19 protein-coding genes are annotated in these 24,156 nt (G+C 71.4%); 9 read left to right on the top strand and 10 right to left on the bottom strand.

What is annotated here, in order from left to right:
- Positions 1-48: 48 nt before the first annotated feature.
- From ABZ267_RS28745 to idi, 3 genes are all read left to right on the top strand, one after another.
- Positions 49-990, top strand: coding sequence for a cation diffusion facilitator family transporter (locus tag ABZ267_RS28745; protein ID WP_356752508.1), 942 nt, complete (start codon positions 49-51; stop codon positions 988-990).
- Between the two features lie 221 nt (positions 991-1,211).
- Positions 1,212-2,543 carry a bifunctional class I SAM-dependent methyltransferase/N-acetyltransferase gene (locus ABZ267_RS28750; protein ID WP_356752510.1) on the top strand — a complete coding sequence of 444 codons (1,332 nt, stop codon included), beginning with the start codon at positions 1,212-1,214 and terminating at the stop codon, positions 2,541-2,543.
- Positions 2,544-2,689: 146 nt separating this feature from the next.
- A complete protein-coding gene (gene idi, locus ABZ267_RS28755) occupies positions 2,690-3,283 on the top strand; it encodes an isopentenyl-diphosphate Delta-isomerase (RefSeq protein ID WP_356752511.1) in 594 nt (197 codons plus the stop codon).
- 27 nt (positions 3,284-3,310) lie between these two features.
- Here idi and ABZ267_RS28760 read toward each other — a convergent pair whose 3' ends face one another.
- Together ABZ267_RS28760 and ABZ267_RS28765 are read right to left on the bottom strand one after the other, a co-directional pair.
- The gene (locus tag ABZ267_RS28760) at positions 3,311-3,766 is read right to left on the bottom strand and encodes an ATP-binding protein (protein ID WP_356752513.1); all 456 of its coding nucleotides are present in this window, start codon (positions 3,764-3,766) and stop codon (positions 3,311-3,313) included.
- 146 nt (positions 3,767-3,912) lie between these two features.
- Positions 3,913-4,602 carry a DUF308 domain-containing protein gene (locus ABZ267_RS28765; protein WP_356752515.1) on the bottom strand — a complete coding sequence of 230 codons (690 nt, stop codon included), beginning with the start codon at positions 4,600-4,602 and terminating at the stop codon, positions 3,913-3,915.
- Between the two features lie 80 nt (positions 4,603-4,682).
- Between ABZ267_RS28765 and ABZ267_RS28770 the strand changes: the two genes are divergently transcribed.
- Positions 4,683-5,447, top strand: coding sequence for an enoyl-CoA hydratase-related protein (locus ABZ267_RS28770; protein ID WP_356752517.1), 765 nt, complete (start codon positions 4,683-4,685; stop codon positions 5,445-5,447).
- Positions 5,448-5,623: 176 nt separating this feature from the next.
- On the opposite strand, the gene ABZ267_RS28775 is transcribed toward ABZ267_RS28770, so the two are convergent.
- Entirely contained in the window at positions 5,624-6,259 is a 636-nt protein-coding gene (locus tag ABZ267_RS28775) for a DJ-1/PfpI family protein (RefSeq protein ID WP_356752519.1), read from the bottom strand.
- Positions 6,260-6,292: 33 nt separating this feature from the next.
- Positions 6,293-7,264 carry a DJ-1/PfpI family protein gene (locus ABZ267_RS28780; RefSeq protein ID WP_356752521.1) on the bottom strand — a complete coding sequence of 324 codons (972 nt, stop codon included), beginning with the start codon at positions 7,262-7,264 and terminating at the stop codon, positions 6,293-6,295.
- 124 nt (positions 7,265-7,388) lie between these two features.
- Between ABZ267_RS28780 and ABZ267_RS28785 the strand changes: the two genes are divergently transcribed.
- Together ABZ267_RS28785 and ABZ267_RS28790 are read left to right on the top strand one after the other, a co-directional pair.
- Positions 7,389-8,255 (top strand): hypothetical protein, encoded by an 867-nt coding sequence (locus tag ABZ267_RS28785; RefSeq protein WP_356752523.1) that lies wholly within the window; start codon positions 7,389-7,391, stop codon positions 8,253-8,255.
- A 174-nt stretch (positions 8,256-8,429) separates the two neighbouring features.
- The gene (locus tag ABZ267_RS28790; RefSeq protein WP_356752524.1) at positions 8,430-10,877 is read left to right on the top strand and encodes a Tex family protein; all 2,448 of its coding nucleotides are present in this window, start codon (positions 8,430-8,432) and stop codon (positions 10,875-10,877) included.
- A gap of 63 nt (positions 10,878-10,940) precedes the next feature.
- Here ABZ267_RS28790 and ABZ267_RS28795 read toward each other — a convergent pair whose 3' ends face one another.
- On the bottom strand, positions 10,941-12,578 hold the full coding sequence (locus ABZ267_RS28795) for an ABC-F family ATP-binding cassette domain-containing protein (RefSeq protein WP_356752525.1): 1,638 nt from the start codon (positions 12,576-12,578) through the stop codon (positions 10,941-10,943).
- Between the two features lie 138 nt (positions 12,579-12,716).
- On the opposite strand from ABZ267_RS28795, the gene ABZ267_RS28800 reads away from it, so the two are divergent.
- The gene (locus tag ABZ267_RS28800) at positions 12,717-13,649 is read left to right on the top strand and encodes an FAD-dependent oxidoreductase (protein WP_356752645.1); all 933 of its coding nucleotides are present in this window, start codon (positions 12,717-12,719) and stop codon (positions 13,647-13,649) included.
- Between the two features lie 33 nt (positions 13,650-13,682).
- On the opposite strand, the gene ABZ267_RS28805 is transcribed toward ABZ267_RS28800, so the two are convergent.
- On the bottom strand, positions 13,683-15,428 hold the full coding sequence (locus tag ABZ267_RS28805) for a BCCT family transporter (RefSeq protein ID WP_356752527.1): 1,746 nt from the start codon (positions 15,426-15,428) through the stop codon (positions 13,683-13,685).
- A gap of 73 nt (positions 15,429-15,501) precedes the next feature.
- Positions 15,502-16,890, bottom strand: a complete 1,389-nt coding sequence (locus ABZ267_RS28810; protein WP_356752529.1) for a M14 family metallocarboxypeptidase — start codon at positions 16,888-16,890, stop codon at positions 15,502-15,504.
- A gap of 353 nt (positions 16,891-17,243) precedes the next feature.
- Here ABZ267_RS28810 and ABZ267_RS28815 point away from each other — a divergent pair, with 353 nt between their 5' ends.
- Positions 17,244-18,785, top strand: coding sequence for a M1 family metallopeptidase (locus ABZ267_RS28815; RefSeq protein ID WP_356752531.1), 1,542 nt, complete (start codon positions 17,244-17,246; stop codon positions 18,783-18,785).
- Positions 18,786-18,830: 45 nt separating this feature from the next.
- On the opposite strand, the gene ABZ267_RS28820 is transcribed toward ABZ267_RS28815, so the two are convergent.
- A complete protein-coding gene (locus ABZ267_RS28820; protein WP_356752533.1) occupies positions 18,831-19,694 on the bottom strand; it encodes an oxygenase MpaB family protein in 864 nt (287 codons plus the stop codon).
- Positions 19,695-19,911: 217 nt separating this feature from the next.
- Here ABZ267_RS28820 and ABZ267_RS28825 point away from each other — a divergent pair, with 217 nt between their 5' ends.
- Positions 19,912-20,649: a MerR family transcriptional regulator gene (locus ABZ267_RS28825; RefSeq protein ID WP_356752535.1), complete on the top strand. Its 738-nt coding sequence runs from the start codon at positions 19,912-19,914 to the stop codon at positions 20,647-20,649.
- Between the two features lie 36 nt (positions 20,650-20,685).
- On the opposite strand, the gene ABZ267_RS28830 is transcribed toward ABZ267_RS28825, so the two are convergent.
- Both ABZ267_RS28830 and ABZ267_RS28835 read right to left on the bottom strand, forming a co-directional pair.
- Positions 20,686-22,860, bottom strand: coding sequence for a 3-hydroxyacyl-CoA dehydrogenase NAD-binding domain-containing protein (locus ABZ267_RS28830; protein WP_356752537.1), 2,175 nt, complete (start codon positions 22,858-22,860; stop codon positions 20,686-20,688).
- Between the two features lie 40 nt (positions 22,861-22,900).
- Positions 22,901-24,115, bottom strand: a complete 1,215-nt coding sequence (locus ABZ267_RS28835) for an acetyl-CoA C-acetyltransferase (protein WP_356752539.1) — start codon at positions 24,113-24,115, stop codon at positions 22,901-22,903.
- Between the last annotated feature and the right edge of the window lie 41 nt (positions 24,116-24,156).

A 24,156-nucleotide genomic window follows, 5' to 3' on the forward strand; every position in this document is an offset into this window, starting at 1 on the left:
TCGGGCGGTTTCGCCGGGCGCTGTCGCACCGAGCTGGAGGCGTTTCGCATGGGGGCTGGCCACGATCACGGGCACACGCACGGCGGGCCGCCTCCGACCGGCACGGCGGCCGCCGCGTACCGGGGCAGGCTCCGCGTCGCCCTCGGGATCACGCTGAGCGTGATGGTCATGGAGATCGTCGGCGGGGTGCTCTCCGACTCGCTGGCCCTGATCGCGGACGCCGCCCACATGGCCACCGACGCGCTGGGGCTCGGGATGGCGCTGCTCGCCATCCACTTCGCCAACCGTCCGGCCGGCCCGAACCGCACCTTCGGCTTCGCCCGCGCCGAGATCCTCGCGGCGCTCGCCAACTGTCTGCTGCTGCTGGGCGTCGGCGGCTTCCTGATCTTCGAGGCCGTCGACCGGTTCATCACTCCGGCCGAGACCAAGGGCGGCCTCGCCATCGCGTTCGCCGCCGTCGGCCTGGTCGCCAACATCGTCTCCCTCTCTCTGCTGATGCGCGGACAGAAGGAGAGCCTCAATGTGCGCGGCGCCTATCTGGAGGTGCTGGCGGACACGCTGGGCTCTGTCGCCGTGATCGTCTCGGCGGCCGTCATCATGGCGACCGGCTGGCAGGCCGCCGACCCGATCGCCTCGCTGGTGATCGGCCTGATGATCGTCCCCCGTACGGTGAAGCTGCTCCGGGAGACGCTGAACGTGCTGCTGGAGGCGGCGCCCAAGGGCGTGGACATGGCGGAGGTACGGGCCCACATCACGGCGCTGCCCGGTGTCCTGGACGTCCATGATCTGCACGCCTGGACGATCACCTCCGGGATGCCGGTGCTCTCCGCGCATGTGGTGGTGCGCCAGGAGATGCTGGACTCGATAGGGCACGAGAAGGTGCTGCACGAGCTGCAGGGCTGCCTCGGCGACCACTTCGACGTGGAGCACTGCACCTTCCAGCTGGAGCCGAGCGGTCACGCGGAGCACGAGGCGCATCTGTGCCACTGAGCCGGTCGCGGCGGCGGTGCTACGCTGGCTCGCTGAGACGTTCGAGTCTCACCGTGGACGACTCCCGGACACACCGGGACCTTGCGAGAGGAGCTGAGGTTGATGACCGTCGCGACGACGCCTTCCCGGCGCGGCAATCGCTCTTCCCTCATCTCCCGGGTTTCCGGCTAGATCCACTTCTCTCGGATCGGTCGGAGCCCTCGCACGCAAGGGTTCCCACGATGACCGACCACACCGACGACGCCTCGCGCACCGAGGCGTTCTTCACCCTGCACCACCGTCTCCCCCGCCAGAGCCCCGGCTCCGACGCCACCACGCGCCGGCTGCTCGCTCTGGCCGGTCCGCTTCCCGACCGTCCGCGCGTCCTCGACCTGGGCTGCGGTCCGGGCCGCGCCTCGCTGCTGCTCGCCGCCGAGGCGGGCGCCGAGGTGACCGCGGTCGACCTGCACCAGCCGTTCCTGGACGAGCTGCGCGAGGCGGCCGAAGCTCATGGTCTGGCCGGCCGTATCCGTACGGTCCGGGCCGACATGGGTGACCTCACCGGCCCCGACTTCCCGGCCGGCTCCTTCGACCTGATCTGGGCGGAGGGGGTGTCTTGCCGATCAGGCCGGACCCCGCGAGCCCGGAATGATCGGCAAGACACCCCCCAGGGGCCGGTGTACTGCATCGGCTTCGCCACCGCCGTACGCGACTGGCAGCGGCTGCTCGCCCCGGGCGGCGCGCTGATGATCTCCGAGTGCGTCTGGACCACCGACGCGCCCTCGGCCGGAGCGCGCGACTTCTGGGACCGCAACGGCTCCCTGCGCACCCGGCCCGAGACCACCGCGGCGGCCGTCGCCGCGGGCTGCACGGTCTCGGCTCTCCTGCTCCACCCCGACAGCGACTGGGACACGTACTACGTCCCGCTCGCCGAGCGGGTGGAGCGCGCCGATCCGACGGTTCCCGGTATGGAGTGGGCGCTCGCGGCCACCCGTGAGGAGCTGGCGGTGCGGCGTGCGTACGGCGCGGAGTACGGCTACGCCGCGTACGTGCTGCGCCCGGCGGACCCGCGCTGGACCACCCGGCCGGAGACGGCGGCGGACCGGGAGGCCGTGCACGCGGTCAACTCGGCCGCCTTCCCGACCCGGGACGAGGCCGACCTCGTGGACGCGCTGCGCGCCGACGCCGAGGCCTGGCTGCCGGAGCTGTCGTACGTCGCCGAGGCGCCGGACGGGTCCGTGGCGTCGTACGCGTTGCTGACCCGGTGCCGGGTCGGGGACGCTCCGGCGCTCGCGCTGGCCCCGGTCGCCACCTCGCCCGCCCACCAGCGGCAGGGTGCCGGGCAGGCTGTGGTGCGGGCGGCGCTCGATGCGGCGCGGGTGCGCGGAGAGGTGCTGGTGGTGGTGCTCGGTGATCCCGAGTACTACGCGCGCTTCGGTTGCGTACCCGCTTCCCGGTACGGGATCCGGCCCGGGTTCGAGGTGCCGGACGAGGCGATGATGGCGCTGGTCCTGGATGATTCCGTTCCGGTTCCGCTGGGCATGATCCGCTATCCGGCGGCCTTCGGGGTCTGACGGCCCGTCCGGCCCGCCGCGCTCACCGGGCACGGCGGGCCGGACATGCCCGGACCCGAAGTACGGACAAGCGGCTTTTGTACGGCAGACTTGACCGGACGCGAGGGGCCCGGCGCACGAGGCCGGGACCACAGACAAGGATGGGTATGCCGACCACACCAGCCACCGCGACGCACAGCTCGTCGAACGGCACCGCAGAAGCGATCATGCTCGAACTGGTCGACGAGAACGGCACCACCATCGGCACCGCGGAGAAGCTGGCGGCCCACCAGGCGCCGGGACAGCTGCACCGCGCGTTCTCCGTCTTCCTCTTCGACGAGCAGGGCCGGCTGCTGCTCCAGCGCAGGGCGCTCGGCAAGTACCACTCCCCCGGCGTCTGGTCGAACACCTGCTGCGGCCACCCCTACCCGGGCGAGGCGCCCTTCGCGGCGGCCGCGCGGCGTACGTACGAGGAGCTGGGCATCGCGCCCTCGCTGCTCGCGGAGGCGGGCACGGTCCGCTACAACCATCCGGACCCGGCCTCGGGCCTGGTGGAGCAGGAGTTCAACCACCTCTTCGTCGGGATGGCTCAGGAGCAGCTGAAGCCGGACCCGGAGGAGGTCGGCGAGACGGCGTTCGTGACGGCGGCGGAGCTGGCGGAACGGCATGCCGAGGCGCCGTTCTCGGCGTGGTTCATGACGGTGCTGGACGCTGCGCGTCCGGCGATCCGTGAGCTGACGGGTCCGTCCGCGGGCTGGTGAGCCTCGCGCGGTTCGCGTACGGGGCGGTCAGAGCTGCGTCTTCAACGGCAGCGCCGCCCAGATGATCTTGCCGCCGCCGGCGGTGTGCTCCACGTCGCAGGTCCCGCCCGCCTCCGCGGTGACCTCCTTGACCAGCAGCAGCCCTCGGCCGCCGGTCTGCGCGTAGTCCGTCTCCAGCGCGGTGGGCCGGTAGGGGTGGCTGTCCTCTACCGAGACTCTGACCCAGTCGGCTCCGATGGCCACCTCGACCGCCAGCTCGGGCGAGAGCAGCGCCGCGTGCTTGACGGCGTTGGTGACCAGTTCCGAGACGATCAGCAGCAGACCCTGGAGGATGTCCTCCTCGATCGGCACGCCCTGGCGGTCGAGAAGGTCGCGCACGGCGTGCCGGGACTGCGGCACGGACACATCGACGGCCGGGGCGGTGAAACGCCACACCCCCTCGTACGACACGGGATCGGCAGGGGCACTCCCGAGGCTCTCCATCGTCCGGCACCAGCTCTCACTCGCACTGCACTGACCGTCGAGTAAAGAGTGTTGGGAATGGCTTGGTCCGTACCGTGCCACTGATCGGAAATAGCTGTGTATCGGCGCTATTTGACCGAAGGTGCGCGATGGAGCCAGGCCGCAGCCTACTTCTGCCCGTCTCCCGGGGCCTTGGGCGTACTGTCCGTAGCCGGGCCGGGTGCATCGAGCCGATCTTCCAGTTGCTCCGAGACCATGCTGACGATGCGTCGGCCGCCGACCCCGACGGCGATGAGACCGAGGCCGTCGAAGAGCAGGGCCAGCGAGAAGAAGACGCCGAGAACGTACAGGCTGCTGTGCGGCCAGTCGAACAGCACCAGCAGGCCCAGCAGCAGCCCGAAGGCGCCTTGCAGCAGCGTCCACCCCATCTGCGGACCACGGACGACGACACTGCCGACCAGCCGGAACACTCCGCCGGTCAGGAAGAGCAGCGCGGCGAACATGGTCAGCGCCTCGGCGGTGCCTTCCGGGTGGCGGATGACCACGACACCGGCGGCGAGGTTCAGCGCGGCGACCACGACACCGAGCCAGAAGTAGTTGGTGCCGCGCGACTCGATGGCGTGCGCCAGGCCGACGAGACCGCCGATCAGCAGCAGCCAGCCGAAGAGCAGCATCGAGGTGAGGGTGGCGAGGCCGGTGTAGATCAGGCCGATGATCCCGGCGATCACCAGCAGCGTGCCGAGCAGGGCGAGCCAGCTGAAACCGCGGGTGAGCTTGCGGCCCTCGGCGGTGGGTCCGTGCTTTCCGCCCTTGGTGCCGGTTCTGTGCTTCCTGCCTTCGGCGGTGGGTCCGTTCATCGACAGCTCCTTACGGTGCGTGTCCGCTTCGCGACCCCTTCTTGATCATAGGTTCGAACCCTGCGGATAGCATCCGGCGCATGGACCGTACGGAACCCCAGCTCCTCTGCTCCGTCGACGGCGGGATCGCCACCGTCGTGATCAGCCATCCCGCCAAGCGCAACGCCATGACCGCCGCGATGTGGCGCGGCCTGCCGGAGCTGCTGGAGCGGCTCGCCGCCGACCCGGCGGTCCGGGTGCTGGTGCTGACGGGCGCCGGGGACACCTTCTGCGCCGGGGCCGACATCTCGACGCTGCGGGAGAGCGCCGGGGACGCGCAGGCGCTGGCGGTGGCGGCCGAGGAGGCGCTCGCCGCCTTTCCGCGGCCGACGCTCGCCGCGGTGCGCGGCTACTGCGTGGGCGGCGGCAGTCAGCTCGCGGCCGCCTGCGACCTGCGGTTCGCGCAGGAGGGCGCGCTGTTCGGCGTCACGCCCGCCAAGCTCGGCATCGTCTATCCGTCCTCCTCCACCCGGCGGCTGGTCGGCCTGGTCGGCCCGGCGACGGCGAAGCACCTGCTCTTCTCCGGCGAGCTGATCGGCACGGCCAGGGCCCTGCGCACCGGCCTGGTGGACGAGGTGCTGCCGGCCGGCGGACTGGACGAGCGGGTGGCGGCGTACGCGGAGGTGCTGGCCTCCCGCTCCCAGCTGACGCAAGCGGCGGCGAAGGAGTTCGCGGCGGGACGGCAGGACCGGGACGCGTACTGGACCGGCCAGGCGCAGGGCAGCGGCGACACCGCGGAGGGGGTCGCCGCCTTCCTGGAGCGGCGGGAGCCGAAGTTCACGTACACGACGGGCTCCATGGGGTGACGCGCGTCCTCTGGGGTCACGCGGCGGCCTCTGGGGTCACACGTAAGCCTATGAGGTCAGGCGGCAACCCCTGCGGTCACGCGTAAGCCTGTGAGGTCAGGCGGCGACCTGGGGAGTGGTGCGTCGGCTTATGGGGTGACGCGTCGGCCACAAGGGATCACGCGGTCGATCGGGTCCTACCGACTGACGTGTCGGCTCTTGGCCCGCCACTCCTCCACCAGCGCCGCCGGGGCCTTCTCCGGCGACCCGCAGTCGTACGGCGGCTGCGGGTCGTACTCGGTGAGCAGCTGCACCGAGCGCGCCGTGTCGTCGCCGGCGATCCGGCCGAGCAGGGTGAGGCCCATGTCGATGCCGGAGGAGACCCCGGCGGCGGTGACGTACTTCCCGTCGAACACCACCCGCTCCCCCGTCGGCTCGGCGCCGAACTCCTTCAGCGCCTCCAGCGCCAGCCAGTGCGAGGTGGCCCGCCGGCCCCGCAGCAGCCCGGCCGCCGCCAGGAGCAGCGAGCCGGTGCAGACGGAGGTCGTCCAGGTGGTGGTGGCGTCCACCGCGCGCAGCCAGCCGAGCAGTGCCTCGTTCTCCATCTGGCCGCTCTGTCCGGGACCGCCCGGCACGATCACCAGATCGGGTGACGGGACCTCGGCAAAGGTCTGGTGGGCGACGAGGTGGAGGCTGCCGGTGTCGTTGGCGACGGGACCGGTCCGTTCGGCGACGAAGACGACCTCGGCGCCCGGAGCGCGGCTGAGGATCTCGTACGGTCCGACCGCGTCCAGGGCGGTGAAGCGGTCGAAGAGTGCGATGGCGATCTGCACGGTGCTGCCTTTCGGTGGACGGGTCAGGTCGGGTCAGGTGGTGGACATCGGTGTACGGAAGCGGCGACGGTACTCCGCCGGCGCCGTGGCGAGGGCCTTCACGAAGGCGCGGCGCATGGCTTCCGGCGTCCCGTAGCCGCTGGCGCGGGCGATCCGTTCGACGGGGTCGGAGGTGTCCTCCAGGAGCCTGCGGGCGTGCTCCAGGCGTACGCGGTCCACGTACCGTCCCGGTGTCGTCCCGGTCTCCTCCCGGAACGCGCGGGCGAAGTGCCGTGGCGAGAGCCGGGCGCGGGCCGCGAGGGCGTCCACGGCGAGATCCGCGTCCGGGTGCTGGGTGATCCAGTGCTGGACCTCGCGCAGTGGTTCGCGCTGTGCCGTCTGCGCGCTGAGCTGGGCGCTGAACTGGGCCTGATTTCCGGGACGGCGGAGGAAGACGACGAGGTGGCGGGCGATGGTCAGCGCGAGGTCCCGGCCGTGGTCCTCCTCGACCAGCGCGAGCGCCAGGTCGATGCCGGCGGTGACGCCCGCCGAGGTGGCCAGGTGTCCGTCCCGCACGAAGATCGGGTCGGGGTCGACCTGGACGGCCGGATGGTCGCGGGCCAGCTGTGCGCAGTAGTTCCAGTGGGTCGTCACGCGGTGGCCGTCCAGGAGGCCCGCCTCGGCCAGCAGCAGGGCCCCGGTGCACACGGAGACCAGCCGCTCCGCCTGCCCGGCGTGGGCCCGCAGCCAGGCGGTCAGCTCCGGGTGGGAGTCGCGGGTGCCGGGTCCGCCGGGGACCAGCAGGGTGTGCGGTGCGGGTGCCTCGGCGAGGCTGCTGTCGGGGACCAGGGTCAGTCCGCTGCTCGTGCGGACCGGGCCGCCGTCGAGCGAGGCGGTGCGCAGGTCGTAGGAGACGCCCGGCGCCCGCGAGGCCCCGGCGAAGACCTCCATCGGGCCGGTCACATCAAGGCTCTGGACGCCGTCGAAGAGGACGGCGAGCACGGTTCGCTGGGTCACGCCTGTCATCCTGGGCGGCAGGCGGCGATGGCCGCAATGACGAAGAACCCACCTTTTCTGCCATGACGCGGGCTGCCGTGTTCCACGGTGCCCCGGGCTTCACGACGTACCGACCAGTCGGTAACGTGCAGGTATGAGTACTCTTCCGGCCCGCGCGGAACGCCGCTGTCACAACGCCGTCAACCCGCTGCACTCGTGCCTCTTCTTCTCTCCCGACCTCGGCGCCGAGCTGGGCAAGCTCGGCATCGAGGACCCGAGCGCCGCCTACTTCGCGACCCGGGCCGCCGCGCTCGGCGCGGTGGGCGCGGGCGCGGTGACCGCGACCTTCTACAACTTCAACCCCGTCCTGGTCGCCGCGCACGTGCCCGCCGTCTGGTCCGTGGCCTCGCCCGAGCAGGTGCTCGCGGCCCGGCTGCGCGCGGCGGACGCGACGCTGCGGCGGCTGCTCGGCGAGGAGATCATCGCCTCCGACGAGATGGCGGAGGCGGCCCGGCTCGCGCTGCGCGCCACCGAGGCGTGCACGCCGCACGCCCGGCCGCTCTACGCGGCCCACGCGGAGCTGCCGGTGCCCGACGAGCCGCACCTGGCCTTCTGGCACGCCGCGACCCTGCTGCGCGAGCACCGCGGCGACGCGCACCTCGCCGCGCTGCTCGCCGCCGGTCTGGACCCGGTGGAGTCGCTCGTCAGCCACACCGCTACCGGCAAGGGCATGGCCATCCGCTGGATCCTCTCCTCGCGCGGCTGGCGCCGCACCGACTGGGAGGCGGCGTCCGAGCGGCTGCGGGAGCGCGGGCTGCTCGTCGCGGGCGAGGAGCTGGCGCTGACCGAGGCGGGTACGGCGCTGCGCGCGGAGGTGGAGGAGGCGACGGACCGGATGGACACGGCCCCGTACGAACACCTCGGCGCGGAAGGCGTGGAGCGGCTCACCGAGCTGGGGCGCGGCTTCCTGTTCATGGCCGCCGCGAACGGCGCGTTCCCGGCCGAGGCGACCGGGCGCTGACCCGGGCGGCCGGTCCGGAGCTCCCGTGCGCGGTACGGGAGCTCCCGGGCGTGTTCCCCGAGGTCATGCGACACGGCCCCCGGCCACCCGGCACAATGCAGCTCTGAGGGCCCGATCCGAACGAGAGGGCCCTGTCACTGCACAGCCAGTACGAGAAGGCGAGTCGGGAAAACCGTGACGACGTCCATCGAAGGCAGGATCGCCGAGGAGCTCGGCGTACGTGAGCGACAGGTCAGGGCGGCCGTCGAGCTGCTCGACGGCGGTTCCACCGTGCCGTTCATCGCGCGCTACCGCAAGGAGGCGACCGAATCGCTCGACGACGCGCAGCTGCGCACGCTGGAGGAGCGGCTGCGCTATCTGCGGGAGCTGGAGGAGCGGCGTACGTCGATCCTCGAATCCGTACGCGAACAGGGCAAGCTGGACGCCGCGCTGGAGGCCGCGATCCGGGGCGCCGAGACGAAGGCGCGCCTGGAGGACATCTACCTGCCGTTCAAGCCGAAGCGGCGGACGAAGGCGCAGATCGCCCGGGAGGCGGGGCTCGAACCGCTGGCGGACGGCCTGCTCGGCGATCCGTCGGCCGATCCGCTCGCCGCCGCTGCCGCGTTCGTGGACGGCGAGAAGGGTGTGGCGGACGCGGCGGCGGCGCTGGAAGGCGCGCGGGCGATCCTCACCGAGCGGTTCTCCGAGGACGCCGACCTGACCGGTGAGGTGCGCGAGCGCATGTGGAGCCGTGGCCGGCTGGCGGCGAAGGTGCGTGAGGGCCAGGAGGAGGCGGGCGCCAAGTTCGCCGACTACTTCGACTTCGCTGAGCCGTTCACCGCGCTGCCTTCGCACCGGGTGCTCGCGATGCTGCGCGGCGAGAAGGAGAACGTGCTCGACCTGGTCCTGGAGCCGGAGGAGCCGGAAGCCGCCGAGCGGCCGGGCCCCTCGACGTACGAGAACATGATCGCCCGCCGCTTCGAGATCGCCGACCGGGGCCGGCCGGGAGACAAGTGGCTGGCGGACACGGTGCGTTGGGCGTGGCGGACGCGGATCCAGGTGCACCTCGGCATCGACCTGCGACTGCGGCTGCGCACGGCGGCGGAGGACGAGGCGGTACGGGTCTTCGCCTCGAACCTGCGCGATCTGCTGCTCGCGGCACCGGCCGGGACGCGCGCCACGCTGGGCCTGGACCCCGGATTCCGTACGGGCGTGAAGGTGGCGGTCGTCGACGCGACCGGCAAGGTGGTGGCCACCGATGTGATCCACCCGCACGTGCCCGCCAACAAGTGGGACCAGGCGCTGGCCAAGCTCGCGCACCTCGCGAAGGAGCACGCGGTCGACCTGGTCGCGATCGGCAACGGCACGGCGTCCCGCGAGACGGACAAGCTCGCCGGTGAACTGATCGACAAGCACCCGGAGTTGAAGCTCACCAAGGTGATGGTCTCGGAGGCGGGCGCCTCGGTGTACTCCGCCTCCGCCTTCGCCTCGCAGGAACTGCCGGACATGGACGTGTCGTTGCGCGGCGCGGTCTCGATCGCGCGGCGGCTGCAGGACCCGCTGGCCGAGCTGGTGAAGATCGACCCGAAGTCGATCGGCGTCGGCCAGTACCAGCACGACCTCTCCGAGGTGAAGCTCTCACGTTCGCTGGACGCGGTCGTCGAGGACTGTGTGAACGGTGTCGGTGTGGACGTCAACACCGCCTCCGCACCGCTGCTCTCACGGGTCTCCGGGATCAGCTCCGGCCTCGCCGAGAACATCGTGGCGCACCGCGACACCAACGGCCCCTTCCGCTCCCGCAAGGGGCTCAAGGATGTGGCACGGCTCGGCCCGAAGGCGTACGAGCAGTGCGCGGGCTTCCTGCGGATCCGCGGCGGCGACGACCCGCTGGACGGCTCCAGCGTGCACCCGGAGGCCTACCCGGTGGTGCGGCGGATGAGCAGAACGGCGGGCGGAGAGGTCGCCTCGCTGATCGGCAACGCGGAGGCGCTGCGGTCGCTGCGCGCGGCGGACTTCGTGGACGACATGTTCGGTCTGCCGACCGTGACGGACATCCTGAAGGAGCTGGAGAAGCCGGGACGCGACCCGCGGCCCGCGTTCCGTACGGCGACCTTCAAGGAGGGCGTCGAGAAGCTCGGCGACCTGGAGCCCGGCATGGTGCTGGAGGGCGTCGTGACGAACGTCGCGGCGTTCGGCGCCTTCGTGGACATCGGCGTCCACCAGGACGGACTGGTGCACGTGTCGGCGCTGTCGAAGACGTTCGTGAAGGACCCGCGCGAGGTCGTGAAGCCCGGGGACATCGTGAAGGTCAAGGTCATGGACGTCGATGTGCCGCGCAAGCGGATCTCGCTGACGCTGCGGCTGGACGACGAGCCGGGCGCCGGTGGCGGGCAGGGACGTGGTGAGCGCGGCTCGCGTCCGCCGAAGCAGCGGCAGGGCCAGGGTCAGGGATCCGGTGGCGGGCAGGGCGGTGGCCAGGGCCGTCAGAACGGCGGCCGGGACCGGCGCGGCGGCTCCGGTGGCGGTGGGTCACGGCAGGGCCAGAGTGCTCCGGCTTCGGCTCCGGCGAACAGCGCGATGGCGGACGCGCTGCGGCGGGCCGGGCTGACGTCCGACCCGAAGCAGGGTGGCCGGAAGCGCTGAAACCCGAAAGAGGATGGGGGCGGGCCGCCGCGTGTGGCCCGTCCCCACCTCTCGTAACGCCGCTCAGACTTCCTTGACCTGGCCGTCCGCCACTTCGATGCGGCGCGTCGTGCGGACCGCTTCGAGCATCCGCCGGTCGTGGGTGACCAGCAGCAGCGTGCCCGTGTAGCTCTCCAAGGCCGCCTCCAACTGCTCGATGGCGGGCAGGTCCAGATGGTTCGTCGGCTCGTCGAGCACCAGGAGGTTGACTCCTCGGCCCTGGAGCAGAGCGAGGGCGGCGCGGGTGCGCTCGCCCGGGGAGAGGCTGGTGGCCGGGCGCATCACATGGTCGGCGCGGAGGCCGAACTTGGCCAGCAACGTGCGGACTTCGGCCGGTTCCGTGTCGGGCACCGCCGCGCAGAACGCCTCCAGCAGCGACTGCGAGCCGAGGAAGAGCTTGCGGGCCTGGTCCACCTCGCCGACCACGACGCCCGAACCGAGCGTGGCATGGCCGGAGTCGAGCGGCAGCCGCTCCAACAGGGCCGCGAGGAGCGTGGACTTGCCCGCGCCGTTGGCGCCGGTGATGGCGACCCGGTCGGCCCAGTCGATCTGGAGCGAGGCGGGCCCGAACGAGAAGTCGCCGCGTACCACTCGGGCTTCGCGCAGGGTCGCGACGACCGATCCGGAGCGCGGAGCGGTGGCGATCTCCATCCGCAGCTCCCACTCCTTGCGCGGCTCATCGACGACATCGAGGCGCTCGATCATGCGCTGGGTCTGCCGGGCCTTCGCCGCCTGCTTCTCGCTCGCCTCGCTGCGCGCGTTGCGGCCGAGCTTGTCGCCGTCGGTGGCCTTGCGGCGCGCGTTCTTGACACCCTTGTCCATCCAGGAGCGCTGCATATGGCCGCGCGCTTCGAGGGCCGCCTTCTTGTCGGCGTACTCCTCGAAGCCCTCGCGGGCGTGCCGGCGCGCGGTCTCGCGCTCCTCCAGGTAGGCGGCGTACCCACCGCCGTACAGGTTGATCTGCTGCTGCGCGAGGTCGAGCTCCAGCACCTTGGTGACCGTGCGCATCAGGAACTCGCGGTCGTGGCTGATGACGACGGTCCCGGCCCGCAGCCCCGAGACGAAGCGCTCCAGCCGCTCCAGGCCGTCGAGGTCCAGGTCGTTGGTGGGCTCGTCCAGCAGGAAGATGTCGTAGCGGGAGAGGAGGAGCGAGGCGAGTCCGGCACGGGCGGCCTGGCCGCCGGAGAGCGCGGTCATCGGCAGCTCCAGGCTCACACTCAGACCCAGCTCGGCGGCGACCTGCGCGGCCCGTTCCTCCAGGTCCGCGCCGCCGAGGGCCAGCCAGCGCTCCAGGGTCTCGGAGTACGCGTCGTCCGCACCCGGAGCGCCGGAGACCAGGCCCTCCGTCGCCTCGTCCATGGCGCACTGGGCGTCGGCGACGCCGGTGCGGCGGGCCAGGAACTCGGCCACGGTCTCGCCGTCGCGCCGCTCGGGCTCCTGCGGGAGGTGGCCGACGGTGGCGGTGGGCGGGGAGAGGCGCAGCTCGCCCTCCTCCGGGCGGTCGAGTCCGGCGAGCAGACGGAGCAGGGACGATTTTCCGGCGCCGTTGACTCCGACGAGACCGATCACGTCTCCGGGCGCGACGACGAGGTCGAGTCCGGCGAAGAGTGTGCGGTCGCCGTGTCCGGCGGCGAGGTCCTTGGCGACGAGGGTGGCAGTCATCAGAAAGCCGATCCTAGCCGCCGGTGCCCGATGCCTCCGCTGCCCTCTGCCCTTGACGTGCTGTCCTCCGTTAGCGTCCGGGCAGCGACAGAGCGTACGGATGGGACAGGAGCGACCATGACGACGGATGACGTGGATGTGGCGGATACGGCGGACGTGATCGTGGTGGGCGGTGGGGTCATCGGCCTCACCACCGCCGTGACGCTGGCCGAGCGCGGGCTGCGGGTGCGGGTCTGGTCGCGCGATCCGGCCGGATCGACGACCTCGGCGGTGGCCGGCGCGCTGTGGTGGCCGTACCGGATCGAGCCGGCCGAGCGGGTCGGCGCCTGGTCGCTGGAGACGCTGGCCGTGTACGAGGAGCTGGCGGCCGGGCCCGGTGGCACCGGCGTACGGCTGGTGGCCGGGGTGCACGGTGGTGAGCGGTTCGCGGCGCTGGGGCCGTGGGCGGCGGAGCTCAAGGGTGCGGTGGAGGTGGCGGAGGGGCTGCGGGTGGTGCTGCCGCTGCTGGACATGCCGGTCCACCTGGCCTGGCTGGAGCGGCGGCTGGAGGCGGCGGGCGGTGCGGTGGAGCGGCGTGCGGTGACGGGGTTCGCGGAGGCGGCGGCGTGGGCCCCGGTGGTGGTGAACTGCACCGGGCTCGGGGCGCGGGAGCTGGTGCCGGACGCGGGGGTGCGGGCGGTGCGGGGGCAGCTGGTCGTGGTGGAGAACCCGGGGGTCGCCGAGTGGTTCGCCGAGGCGGATCCGGCGTCCGCCGCGACGACGTACTTCTTCCCGCAGCCGGCCGGTCTGGTGCTGGGCGGCACGGCGGAGGCGGACGACGAGCGCCGGGAGCCGGACGCGGCGGTGGCGCGGGAGATCGTGGCGCGGTGTGCGCGCGTCCGGCCGGAGATCGCGGGCGCCCGGGTGCTGGGACACCGGGTGGGGCTGCGGCCGGTGCGGGAGGGCGGAGTGCGGATCGCGGCGGAGCCCCTGCCGGGCGGCGGACGGCTGGTGCACAACTACGGTCACGGTGGTGCGGGCGTGACCGTGGCCTGGGGTTGCGCACGGGCGGCGGCCGCCCTGGTGGGCTGAGCCGCCGCCGTACGCGCGAGGTGGTCCCGGGGATCAGTCCTGGGGACGCTTCTCGATCGGCGTCTCCTTGTGGCGTTCGTCCGTGGTGACCGTGGTGCCGGGGCCGATCCGGATCTCGAAGTCGCCGTCGTACTTGGCGTGGCCCTCGATCACCGCGGACTCGACCGCCTCCACACCGAACTCCTGGCGGACGATCTGCGGGTCCCGGCGCAGGTCGCGCATGAGGGCCACACACATGCCGATCATCACGACGACGAAGGGAGCGGCCACCAGGATCGTGAGGTTCTGAAGTCCTTCCAGCGCGTTCTCCTTGCCGTCGCCGATGAGCAGCATGACCGCGGCCACAGCCCCGGTCACGACACCCCAGAAGATGACGACCCACTTGCTGGGCTCCAGGACGCCCTTCTGCGAGAGCGTGCCCATGACGATCGAGGCGGCGTCGGCGCCGGAGACGAAGAAGATACCGACGAGGATCATCACCAGGATGCTGGTCACGGTGGCGATCGGGAACTCCTGGAGGACGCCGAAGAGCTGCGCCTCGGGGGTCTCGGCGCCGGTGAGCTTCTTCGCCTCGTCCAGCTTCATCGCCGTGCCGCCGAAGACGGCGAACCAGATCAGGCTGACCGTGCTGGGCACCAGGATGACGCCGCCGACGAACTGGCGGATCGTGCGGCCGCGGCTGATCCGGGCGATGAACATGCCGACGAAGGGCGTCCAGGAGATCCACCAGGCCCAGTAGAAGACGGTCCAGCCGCCGAGCCATTCGGCCACCTCACCGCCGCCGGTCGCCTCGGTGCGGCCGACGAGCTGGCCGAGGTCGCTGAGGTAGGCGCCCAGCGAGGTCGGCACCAGGTCGAGGATGAAGATCGTGGGACCCGCGATGAAGACGAACACGACCAGGAGCAGGGCCAGCACCATGTTGATGTTGGAGAGCCACTGGATGCCCTTCTCCACACCGGAGACGGCGGAGGCGACGAAGCCGACCGTCAGCACGGCGATGATGGCGACGAGGAGACCGGTGCCGGCCTTCTGCAGCCAGTCCAGCTCCTGGATGCCGCTGCCGATCTGGAGCGCGCCGAGGCCGAGCGAGGCCGCAGAGCCGAAGAGCGTCGCGAAGATGGCCAGGATGTCGATGAAGCGACCGAAGCCTCCGTACGCGTGGCGCTTGCCGATCAACGGCTCGAAGACCGCGCTGATCGTCTGCCGCCTGCGCATCCGGTACGCGCTGTAGGCGATGGCGAGGCCGACCACCGCGTAGATCGCCCACGGGTGCAGCGTCCAGTGGAAGAGGGTGGTGGCCATCGCCGTCTGCATGGCGTCGGCCGAGTCGGCGGGGTCGGTGCCGGGCGGCGGCGTGCGGTAGTGGGCCAGGGGCTCGCTCACACCCCAGAACATCAGCCCGATGCCCATACCGGCGCTGAACATCATCGCGATCCAGGAGATGGTCCGGAACTCCGGCTCCTCGCCCTCCTGGCCCAGGCAGATCTTGCCGTACCGGCTGATCGCCAGCCAGAGCGCGAAGATCACGAAGCCCGACGCGGCGAGCATGAAGGCCCAGCCGCCGTTGTGGATGAGCCCTTCGAGCAGCGTGCCGGACGCGGTCTCCAGCGAGGAGGTGGCGGTCGCGCCCCAGATGACGAAGGCGAGCGTGAGGACCGCCGTGACGCCGAACACCACCCGGTCGGTGGTCGGGGCCCGGGTGCTGACCGGTTCGGGTGGAAGGTCCGCCGTGACCGACAGTTCCTCCCGGCCCTCCGCTGACTGGTCGTCCTGGGACACTGATGGCACCTTTCACCGAGTCCGAAAAACACTCTTCGTAGGCAGTACCACACCTGCCTACGATCTCGAAGGATCAACAAGTGGTGTTGGCTTGACCATGTGTGATCGAATATGTCGCCCGCTGGTCGAGAAGCAGCGGAATCAGGTTCCTGACCGACTGACGCAGCGACACAAACGCGCCATCTCCGTCGTGGTGGGAGCGGACGCCGTGCAGGGCCAGTTCGTCCTTCACCCCGGCGTACTGGGCCGCCGTCAGCCGGTAGCCGCACGGCGGGTCGGTGAGGATCTCGGCGGGCTCGGCCGGGTCGTTGTCGGCGCCGCCGAGGTATACGGGGCCAAGGTCGGCGAAGCCGGCCACGCGCGAGGGCCCGGTGGCCGCGCGGATGCGGAGGCGCTGCTCCTCGGTGAAGTCGAAGAGACCGCCGAGCGCGGTCCGCTGGGAGTGGACCCTGCGCCGCTGGTTGAGGGCCTGGTCGTTCCTCTCCTCCTCGCTGAGCGCGTCGATGCGTGACTCGATGAGGAGGCCGACCGCGTGCTTGAGGCCGGAGGTGTTGCGCAGGATGCGTTCCTGGCCGTCACCGGCGGTCTGCTTGACGGGGTCGCCGGTGACCGGGTCGGTCCAGATGCCGTAGTGGCCGCTGCTGTAGCCGGCGCCGGTCGCGGCGGGCCGCACGTACTGCTCGGAGAGCGTCCGCGAGGCGTCGTGGACCCGGCCGGTGACATTCAGGTTGCGGGGCCAGAGGACGAAGAGGTCCTTGTCGTAGTACGGCGGTGTGGCGCCGTACTCGTGCAAGTCGTAGATCACATCCGGCCGTTCGTCGCGCACGACGGCCGCGATCGCCCGGCCCTCCCCGGTGGCCAAGGCGATGTGGTCCCGGTTGATGTCGACGCCGTCGGCGTTGCCCCGGGTGTCGGCGGCGCGCCCGTCCGGGTTGGCGGTGGGCAGGACCAGGACCGTCGTACGGGAGAGGAAGGCGCGGGTGGCGCGGTCCTCGGCGTAGGCGAGGTCGCGCAAGGTGGTCAGACAGGCCTCGCGGCCGGCGGGCTCGTCACCGTGCTGACTGCAGATCAGCAGGACCGTGGTGGCGGCCGGGCGCTGCTTCCCGATACGGACGAGTTGGAGAGGACGGCCCTCCTCGGTGGTCCCGATCCGGTCGACGGCGACCCGGTCGCTCCCCCGGTCCACCGCTCCGAGGAACGCCTGCTCCTCGCCGAGCCCGGTCCAGCGGGCCCCGTCGCTCGTCTCGAACCCGGTGCGCGGCGGACGCGGAGCCGCCTCGGCCGGTGCGATGGCGAACGGAACGGCCAGCGCGGCCAGCACCCCGGCCACCACCGCACTCCGCCGCCGTGCCGCCGGGCCACGGCGCCGCGCTCCGGACGGCGGGCGTCCGGGCCCTGCGACGGGGCCGAGCCACGGGTGCGGGCTGAGCATGTGGAGTGCGCGGGTGATGCGAGGGGTCATCAGCGGCTGCCTCCCGGAGTACGAGCGTGGTGCGGGCGGAATGGGTGCCGGGTCGGGGGTGCCGGGGCCGAGGTCCGTGCAGGCCGGTGCGCGCGGCGGCCACCGCGGGATTAGCCCCGGTCAGTCGGCGTTGCGGACGTTACCTCGGTCAACTCCCGTGCAACAGGGGGCGATCACTGTCGGCCGTGACGAGGGCATGGCGATCGTGTGACAGGGATGCCCGGATTCGACCGTCCTCCCCGGTGGCCTGCATAGCCTCGTTCCTGACCGGTCGGCACCATCGCCCGACCGGTTCCACGACCGTTCGGCGGCGACCTCCGCCCGGTCGACCGTCCCGACGACTTGGAGTATGCGTGCACCGCAGATTCATCGTCCCCAGCGCTCTGGCGGCCACCCTTCTGCTGGCGATCCCGGCATCGGCCTCCACCGGCACCGTGGGCGCCCCGGGTATCGGCGACCCCTACTACCCGGCCGGCGGAAACGGTGGCTACGACGTCTCGCACTACGACCTCCGGCTGAAGTACCAGCCGGCGACCGACCTGCTGGAGGGCACGGCGACGATCCTCGCCACCACCACGCAGGAGCTGAGCCGCTTCAACCTCGACTTCGGACTCGCCGTCTCCGAGGTGCGGGTCAACGGCGAGAAGGCCGCGTTCACCAGGAGCGGCGACCACGAGCTGGAGGTCACTCCGGCCGACCGCCTGGCCAAGGACAAGAACGTCTCCGTGGTCGTCCGGTACGCCGGGAAGCCCTCCGAACTGAAGATCGGCGGCTGGACCGCCTGGGCCCGGACGCCGGACGGCGGCGTCGCCGCGCAGGAGCCGGATTCGGCGGTCTGGTGGTACCCGAGCAACGACCATCCGCTCGACAAGGCCACGTACGACATCTCGGTCTCCGTACCGGACGGCACGCAGGCGATCAGCAACGGAGTGCTCGTCTCGCAGAGCTCCAGGCTCGGCTGGACGCGCTTCAACTGGCGCTCGGACAAGCCGCAGGCCACGTACCTCTCGACGCTCGCGGTCGGGAAGTTCGACATCACGACGGACAAGACGGCCGACGGACTGCCGGTGCTCAACGCGTACAGCAGGGACCTCGGTGCCAACGCGGGTGCCGCGCGCGCCAGCATCGAGCGGACGACCGAGGTCGCCGAGTGGCTGACCGAGGTCTTCGGCCCGTATCCGTTCAACGCGCTCGGCGGCTATGTGCCCAATGTGACGAGCGGCTTCGCCCTGGAGACCCAGACGCGGCCGTTCTACAGCCCGCGGCAGTTCGCGAACGGTGCCAACGTCTCGGTCGTCGTCCACGAGATCGCGCACCAGTGGTACGGCAACAGCGTCTCGGTCGGCGGCTGGAAGGACATCTGGATCAACGAGGGCTTCGCCCGCTACAGCCAGTGGCTCTGGTCGGAGAAGGAGGGCGAGGGCACCGCGCAGGAGCTGGCGGAGTACGTCTACGCCCAGCGCCCGGCGGACGACCCGTTCTGGAAGGTGAGGCCGGGCGACCCGGGTCCGGACAAGCAGTTCGACATCGCCGTCTACGACCGGGGCGCGCTGGCGCTCCAGGCGCTGCGCAACGAGGTGGGCGACGAGACGTTCTTCGCGCTGCTGAAGGGGTGGCCGACGGAGAAGGCGCACTCCAACGCGACGGTGGGTGACTTTCTGCGGTACGCGGAGCGGGTCTCGGGCAAGCCGCTGGCGACGCTGTTCGACACCTGGCTGTACCAGCCGAAGCGGCCGGCGCTCCCGGCGGCGGCCTCGGCGGGGATCGCGAAGAACGCGCTGTCGTCCCGGGCGGCGGTCAAGCCGGAGCGGCCGGCGTCCTGGAAGAAGATCGCGGCGACGAACAGGGTCCATGACCACGGGGACCGGGGACACGGGGGTCACGACCACCGCTGATGCGCGCCGCACGCGCTGAATCAGGGGCCGTCGGAACGGCGAAGTTCAGCCGTTCCGACGGTGCGCGGCCCGGGCCGCGCGTGCCATCGGCAGATACCGCAGCCGCTCCGGGAGTACGGGGACAACGACCCGCAGCACCGCGCAGAGCCGCCGCAGCCGCTTCTCCTCCGCCGCCGTCCACGGCAGACCGATCGCCGTACGCGCGTCCGGCGGCATGAGCCCCATGGTGACGAACCGCCGACCGCGAGCCAGCGGCGGCAGCAGCACCGGCCACAGGGCCCGCAGCAGCATCCGCACCGCCCACGGGCCGCGGTCCGGCGGCGGCACGGGCTGGTCGACGTCGACCAGTTCGCGCACCACGGTCGTCGCCTCGATCTCGTCGGCGAGCATCTTCTCCCAGTACGGCCAGAACTCCTCGATCGTCTGCGGCATGTCCCGGTCGCGGATGCCGAGGATGCGGCCGACCTGGAGCCACTCCGCGTACAACGCGCGTTCCTGCGCGAGGGTCATGGGCCGGATCAGATAGCGCGCGGCGTGCCGGTAGACGGGGAAGCCGGTGGCGTGCACCCAGGCGTAGTTGGCGGGCGTCAGCGCGTGGTAGGCGCGGCCCCGGGTGTCGGTGCCCTGGATGGTGCGGTGGAGCCGCCGCAGCCGGCGGCCCTCCTCGGCGGCCTCCGCACCGCCGTACACCCAGAGCTGGAGCGAACGCAGAGAGCGTTCGCCACGTCCCCAAGGATCGGTGCGGAAGACGGAGTGCTCGTCGACGCCCGCGCCGACGGCCGGATGGGCGACCTGGAGCGTGAGGGCGGCAGGCAGCATCAGCAGGGCCCGGATATCGCCGGAGAGGCTCCAGAGGACGCCGCCGGGCGGTGGCGGCGGTGGCTCCTCGACGTCCTTCGCACTGCTCATCCGCTGCTCCCGCGCTCCCGGCGGGCCTGCGGTGTGCTGCCCGTCCCTTCCCTCCATGATCCCTCGCGGGCGGGAGGAGCGTGTGGGCGGGGCTTGGGGAGCGGACCGGGTACGGAACCGGGCCGGGGTGGACGGCGCCGCCCTCGTGCCGGAGACTTTCACAGTACTGGTGAGACAGCGGCACTGTCCGATACGAGGTCGACGGCGGGGAGCAGAGATGGCGACGGGGACCGGGACCGACGAGCCCACGCTCACGGTGGACGAGCTGGCGGCGCGTGCCGGGGTCACCGTGCGTACCGTGCGGTTCTACAGCACCCGGGGTCTGCTGCCGCCACCGGTCATCGGGCCGCGCCGGGTCGGGCGCTACGGGGCCGATCACCTCTCGCGGCTCGCGCTGATCGAGGAGCTCCAGCACCAGGGCATGACGCTCGCCGCCATCGAGCGCTATCTGGAGCAGCTGCCGCCCGACCTGAGCGCCCACGATCTGGCGATCCACCGGGCCCTGGTGGCGTCCTGGGCGCCGGACACGGCGGAGGACCTGACGCGGGCGGAGCTGGAGAAGCGGGCTGGGCGGGTGCTCGGTGAGCCGGATGTGGAGCGGCTGGCGGCGATGGGCGTTCTGGTGCGGCCGGAGGAAGGCGGCGGGGCGTACCGGGTGGATCTCGGGCTGCTGCGGCTCGGCGTCGAGCTGCTGGACGTGCCGATCGCGCACGAGACGATCCTCGCGGCCCGGACCGTCCTGCTGGAGCACACGCGGTCGGCCGCTCAGGAGATGGCCCGGCTCTTCCGGGACGAGGTGTGGAATCCCTACCGGGAGCGTGAGGGCGATCCGGAGCATGTGGCGGCGATGAAGTCGCTCTCCGCGCACATGCAACCGATCGTCGTACAAGCCTTGGTGACGGCTTTTCAGCGGTCGCTGAAGGAGGAGCTGCGGGCCGCGTTCACCACCGAGTGACGGTGAACGCGGCCCAAGCAGCAGCCCGTTGACGACTCAGTCGTGGAAGGTCTCGCCCTTCTCCGCCTTCTCCACGAGCAGCGCGGGCGGCAGGAACCGGTCGCCGTAGCGGTCGGCCAACTCCCGGGCGCGGGCCACGAATCCGGGCAGGCCGCCTTCGTAGCCGTTGATGTACTGGAGCACGCCGCCGGTCCACGGCGGGAAGCCGATGCCCATGATGGAGCCGATGTTGGCGTCGGCGACGGAGATGAGGACGTTCTCCTCCAGGCAGCGGACGCTGTCCAGCGCCTCGGAGAAGAGCATCCGCTCCTTCATGTCCTCGAAGGGCACGTCCGCCTCGGACTTGGTGGTGAAGTGCTCGCGCAGGCCCGGCCAGAGACCGGTGCGCTTGCCGTCCTCGTCGTAGTCGTAGAAGCCCGCACCGCCGCTGCGGCCCGGTCGGCCGAACTCGTCGACCATGCGGTCGATGACCTCGTCCGACGGGTGGCCGGGCCAGGTGCCGCCGGCCTCCTCCACCGCGCGCTTGGTCTCGTTGCGGATCTTGCGCGGCAGGGTCAGGGTCAGCTCGTCCATGAGGGAGAGCACCTTGGCCGGGTAGCCGGACTGGGCGGCGGCCTGCTCGATCGAGGCGGGCTCGACGCCCTCGCCGACCATCGCCACGCCCTCGTTGATGAACTGGCCGATGACGCGCGAGGTGAAGAAGCCGCGCGAGTCGTTGACGACGATCGGCGTCTTCTTGATGCGCCGTACGAGGTCGAAGGCGCGGGCCAGCGCCTCGTCGCCGGTCCGCTCACCCTTGATGATCTCGACCAGCGGCATCTTGTCGACCGGTGAGAAGAAGTGCAGGCCGATGAAGTCGGCCGGGCGGGACACTCCCTCGGCCAGATCCGTGATGGGCAGAGTCGAGGTGTTGGAGCAGAGCAGCGCGTCGGGCTCGATGACGTCCTGGATCTCCTGGAACACCTTGTGCTTGAGCGCGGTGTCCTCGAAGACGGCCTCGATCACCGCGTCGCAGCCCGCGAGGTCGGCCGCGTCGCCGGTCGGCGTGATCCGGGCCAGCAGCTCGTCGCGCTTCGCCTCCGTCGTACGGCCCCGGGAGAGCGCCTTGGCGAGCAGCTTCTCGCTGTACGCCTTGCCCTTGGCGGCCGCCTCGGCGGAGACGTCCTTGAGGACGACGTCGATCCCGGCCTTGGCGCAGGAGTAGGCGATGCCCGCGCCCATCATCCCGGCACCGAGCACGGCGACCTTGCGGACCGGCCGCTCGGGGATGTCCTTCGGGCGGTTGGCACCGGAGTTGACGGACTGGAGGTCGAAGAAGAACGCCTGGATCATGTTCTTGGAGACCTGGCCGGTGACCAGCTCGGTAAAGTACCGGGCCTCGATGGTCAGGGCCGTCTCGAAGTCGACCTGCGAGCCTTCGACGGCCGCCGCGAGGATGTTGCGCGGCGCGGGCATGGGCGCGCCCGCGATCTGCTTCTTCAAGTTGGCCGGGAAGGCAGGGAGGTTGGCGGCGAACTTGGGGTTGGACGGGGTGCCGCCGGGGATGCGGTAGCCCTTGACGTCCCAGGGCTGCTGGGACTCGGGGTTGGCGTCGATGAAGGCGCGGGCCTTCTCCAGCATCTCCTCACGGGTGGCGACGACTTCGTGGACGAGGCCGTTCTCCAGGGCGCGCTGCGGCGTGTACTGGGTGCCCTGGAGGAGCACCTTGAGCAGTGCGTCGGTGATGCCCATGAGGCGTACGGTACGGGTGACGCCGCCGCCTGCCGGGAGCAGGCCGAGGGTGACCTCGGGGAGGCCGATGCGGGAGCCGGGGGCATCGAGCGCGACGCGGTGGTGGGAGGCGAGCGCGATCTCGTAACCGCCGCCGAGGGCCGCGCCGTTGATGGCGGCGACGACGGGCTTGCCGAGGGTCTCGATGCGGCGGAGCGAGCGCTTGATGGCGGTGCCGGTGTCGAAGGCGGCCTGGGCGTTCTCCGGGCCGACCTTGATCATGTCCTTGAGGTCGCCGCCGGCGAAGAAGGTCTTCTTGGCGGAGGTGTAGATGATGCCGCGGATGGAGTCCTTCTCGGCCTCGGCGCGGTCCGCGATGGCCGCGATGGAGTCCTTGAAGGCCTGGTTCATCGTGTTGGCCGACTGGTCGGGATCGTCGAGGACGAGGGTGACGACGCCGGTCTCGTCCTGTTCCCAGCGGATGGTGGTGCTCTCGGTCATGTCGGTGTCTTCTCCGTAAGCAGGTGTGGCCGGGAACAGGTCAGATGCGTTCGACGACGGTCGCGACGCCCATGCCGCCGCCGACGCAGAGCGTGACCAGGCCGAACCGCTGGTCGCGGCGCTCCAGTTCGTCGATGACGGTGCCGAGGATCATCGCGCCGGTCGCGCCGAGCGGATGACCGAGCGCGATGGCGCCGCCGTTGACGTTGACCTTGTCCAGGCTCAGGCCCATGTCCCTGACGAAGCGCAGGACGACCCCGGCGAAGGCCTCGTTGATCTCGACGAGGTCGATGTCGTCGATGGTGAGCCCGGCCTTGGCGAGCGCCTTGCGGGTGGCGGGCGCCGGGCCGGTGAGCATGATGGTGGGCTCGGAGCCGGAGACGGCGGCGGAGACGATGCGGGCGCGCGGCGTGAGGCCGTAGCGCTCGCCGACCTCCTTCGAACCGATGGCGACGAGGGCGGCGCCGTCGACGATGCCGGAGGAGTTGCCCGCGTGGTGGACGTGGTCGATCTTCTCGATCCAGTGGTACTTCTGGAGCGCCACCGCGTCGAAGCCACCCATGTCACCGATGGCGGCGAAGGACGGCTTGAGGCCGGCGAGCGAGTCGGCGGTGGTGCCGGGCCGCATGTGCTCGTCGTGGTCCAGGACGAGCAGGCCGTTGCGGTCCTTGACCGGGACGACGGACCGCGCGAAGCGGCCGTCCTTCCAGGCCGCCGCCGCGCGCTCCTGGGAGAGGGCCGCGTACTCGTCGACATCGCGGCGGCTGAAGCCCTCGATGGTGGCGATGAGGTCGGCGCCGATGCCCTGCGGAGCGAAGCCGGTCTCGAAGCTGGTCATCGGGTCCATGGCCCAGGCCCCGCCGTCGGAGCCCATCGGCACCCGGGACATCGACTCGACGCCACCGGCGAGCACCAGGTCCTCCCAGCCCGAACGGACCTTGGCGGCCGCCAGGTTGACCGCTTCCAGGCCCGAGGCACAGAAGCGGTTCTCCTGGACGCCGGCGACGGAGTCGGGCAGGCCGGCCGCGATGGCGGCGATCCGGGCGATGTCGGAGCCCTGGTCGCCGAGCGGGCTGACCACGCCGAGGACGATGTCGTCGATGGCGGCCGGGTCCAGGTCCGGGAAGCGGCCCTGGATCTCGTGGATGAGGCCGACGACCAGGTCGATCGGCTTGGTGCCGTGCAGGGCGCCGTTGGCCTTGCCGCGGCCGCGCGGGGTGCGGATCGCGTCGTAGACGAATGCTTCGGTACTCAAGACAGCTGCCTTTCGAGGGTGGTTGAGGAGAGATCGAGGAG

It is taken from the genome of Streptomyces sp. NPDC006174 (assembly GCF_040614075.1).
GTDB lineage: Bacteria > Actinomycetota > Actinomycetes > Streptomycetales > Streptomycetaceae > Streptomyces.